Source organism: uncultured Lamprocystis sp. (assembly GCF_903933125.1).
GTDB lineage: Bacteria > Pseudomonadota > Gammaproteobacteria > Chromatiales > Chromatiaceae > Thiodictyon.
This window is the reverse complement of the sequence record NZ_CAIZIZ010000555.1, coordinates 1-2,550: the sequence shown is the minus strand read 5'-3', so window position 1 is coordinate 2,550 and position 2,550 is coordinate 1. Positions and strand designations below refer to the sequence as shown.

General features: G+C 60.4%; 4 protein-coding genes. All 4 read left to right on the top strand.

What is annotated here, in order from left to right; translation table 11 throughout:
* A partial coding sequence (locus QZY03_RS30435) for a UDP binding domain-containing protein (protein WP_295587888.1) occupies nucleotides 1–328 on the top strand: 328 nt, incomplete at its 5' end.
* 68 nt (nucleotides 329–396) lie between these two features.
* Complete coding sequence (locus tag QZY03_RS30430) at nucleotides 397–861, top strand: DUF29 domain-containing protein (protein ID WP_295587886.1); 465 nt, start codon at nucleotides 397–399, stop codon at nucleotides 859–861.
* Nucleotides 862–1,171: 310 nt separating this feature from the next.
* Complete coding sequence (locus QZY03_RS30425) at nucleotides 1,172–1,393, top strand: hypothetical protein (protein ID WP_295587884.1); 222 nt, start codon at nucleotides 1,172–1,174, stop codon at nucleotides 1,391–1,393.
* A gap of 618 nt (nucleotides 1,394–2,011) precedes the next feature.
* Nucleotides 2,012–2,275, top strand: coding sequence for a nucleotidyltransferase substrate binding protein (locus tag QZY03_RS30420; RefSeq protein WP_367268257.1), 264 nt, complete (start codon nucleotides 2,012–2,014; stop codon nucleotides 2,273–2,275).
* Nucleotides 2,276–2,550 lie beyond the last annotated feature (275 nt).

Here is a 2,550-nt window from a genome sequence, read left to right as displayed (position 1 = left end):
GGTGCTCGGCCTCGCCTTCAAGGAAAACTGCCCGGACCTGCGCAACACCCGCGTCATCGACATCATCCAGGCCCTGCGTGACTACAACATCACCGTCGACTGCTATGACCCCTGGATCGACCGCGACGAAGCGCACCACGAATACGGCCTCGACTGCCTGTCCGCGCCCCCGGCGCCCGGCACCTACGACGCCATCATCCTCGCCGTTGCCCATCGCGACTTCATCGCGCAGGGTGCGACCGGGATCCGTCACTGGGCCAAGCCCAAGTCGATCCTCTACGACGTGAAATCCGTCCTCCCCGCAACCGCTGTTGACGGACGTCTCTGATTGATGCATAACCGCCTTCGAAAGGAAGAAGACGCGACGAGCAGAAACGCAACGACGAGCACGACGCTATGAGTGAACTCAGCACCCTGTATCAAACCGACTATTCCGCTTGGGCAACACGCCATGCCGAACTCCTACGCGCCGGGCGCTACACGGAATTGGATATCGAGCACTTATTAGAAGAACTCAGCGATATGAGCAAGAGTGAGCGCCGTGAGCTCGAAAGTCGGTTATTGATTCTACTCGCCCATTTATTGAAATGGGAATTCCAATGCCAGATGCTATCCGAGCGCTGGCGCGAATTCGATGGCCGAAGCTGGCGCGCGACCATCGTCGAACAACGCAAACAGCTTGCCGTGCTGCTTCGCCAATCGCCCGGATTGAAATCCGTCCTCAACGAAGCCATCGCCAACACCTATCCGGACGCGGTTGATCTGGCCAGCAAGGAGACGCGCCTGCCCCCGGAGACCTTCCCGGCCCAGTGCCCATACCAGGCAACGCTGCTGCTTGACGACGATTACTATCCCGACTGACCGCTAAGGGTCATGGTGCTGTCGAATCAATCTGCGGCCGCCCGATTCGTGTGCGAACAAGATGCGTTTTCTTTCTGGCTCCGACGCTCCAGCGGCCTCGATCATCAGTTACGGCCGGCCGCGGACGGACCGCACAGCGGACCTACGGTAAGACCCTAATCTGTAGGGTCCGCTGCGCGGACCGACGACCGCACCGACTGTGAGCGAAGTTCGTCACGACAGACGACCGGCTCCTCAAGAAAATGGCGTCATCGGAGGTCCCAATAAGTTCTCACGCCCGGACTCGCGCTCGCCATGTTGGAGCACTGGTATGACAACGGAAACTGAAAGTGCAATCCGCCTACGGGGCATGCGAGCCCTCATTGACGTGCTCGGCTTGGTCGAAGCCGAGCGATTTATGGGCTCCATCAACCGAGAAAGGTTTGATTACACGATCTGGCGCCAACAAAGCCTGCCCGATTTGAGCATCGAGCAAATCGCAGCCCGCGCGAACCAACTGTCGGCTGAGCTCGACACGAAGCCGAGCGCCTGACGGTCACCGCCGACACCCACCTGGCCAGCAACATCCGCCTCGCCGAAGCAGCCAAGGTCATCGAGAACCGTAGGGCGCAATAGCGCAGCGAATTGCGCCACCGATCGTCCAGCACCTGCCCATGCGGCGTACCCTACGGACGTCCGCCTCGGCCTGGTCGGCGGCCACTGCATCGGCGTCGCACTGAGCCAAACCCAAGTCGATCCTCGATCACGCGAAATCCGTGCTAGCAGTTTGTCGGACTTGCAGCGTAAGAACTTGAGTATAGAAGATAAAAAATTTGCGCCAAAAAAGCTGAAACTCTTTAACTTCAATCGGTTACCTCATCAAGTCCGACAGGCTGCTAGTCGCACTGGTGTCTCCCAAGCCTGGGCGCCGCCGCCAGCCAAACGGACAAACGTCCAAACCACCTTGCCACCGCGGGCCTCGATCAAGCTTCCGGCCACTTGGGCTCGCCGGGTGCGTAGTCAGGCCATCCTGGCCTGACACCGTCAGGGCTGGAAGCCCTGACTACGCACGCCGTCGGCCGGGACTACGACCAAGGCCCGTCCCGGTCTTGATCGTCGTTCCGGCCGCACGAACACTGGAGGCCGACGCTTTAGCCGGTCGACCTCGCACCTGCGCGACTTTCAGGGTAAGGCGATTTCCGACAAACCTGATATTACCGGTTCGCGGGATGCCATTCGCGAAGCATTCCGTCGCGGTCTGCTCACCGACGGCGACACCTGGATGGAGACGATCAAGAGCCGCAACCGTTCTTCACATACTGATGACGAGAACACCGCGAAGCAACTCATCGCGACCATCAGCACGCGCTACATGACCTTGTTCGACGAGTTTCAGACACGCATGCAAGGTTTGGCCGATCGTGCGGTTGCCTGACATCACCCCGGATTCCAGCGGACTGTCGCAAGTGGTGATTGACCGGATTCGCACCGTGCTCGGCGCCCGTCCCGCGCTCGAACGAGCCCTGCTGAATGGCTCCAGAGCCACAGGGAATTACCGTCGCGCCTCGTATACTCGACTTTGGCCATTTTTGCCTGAGGCCGGGCGCTGTGCACGGGTGGGCTGGACCAGGGCCGGCGGCTCCTGCGGAGGTGGCGGCAGCGGGAGACCGGCGGTATCGTCTGAAGTCGACCAAAACACCAGCCGTCACC

Bases quoted from the DNA above. Each gene is read 5' to 3' on its own strand.
- QZY03_RS30430 (WP_295587886.1), top strand. From the start codon at position 397: ATGAGTGAACTCAGCACCCTGTATCAAACCGACTATTCCGCTTGGGCA.
- QZY03_RS30425 (WP_295587884.1), top strand. From the start codon at position 1,172: ATGACAACGGAAACTGAAAGTGCAATCCGCCTACGGGGCATGCGAGCC.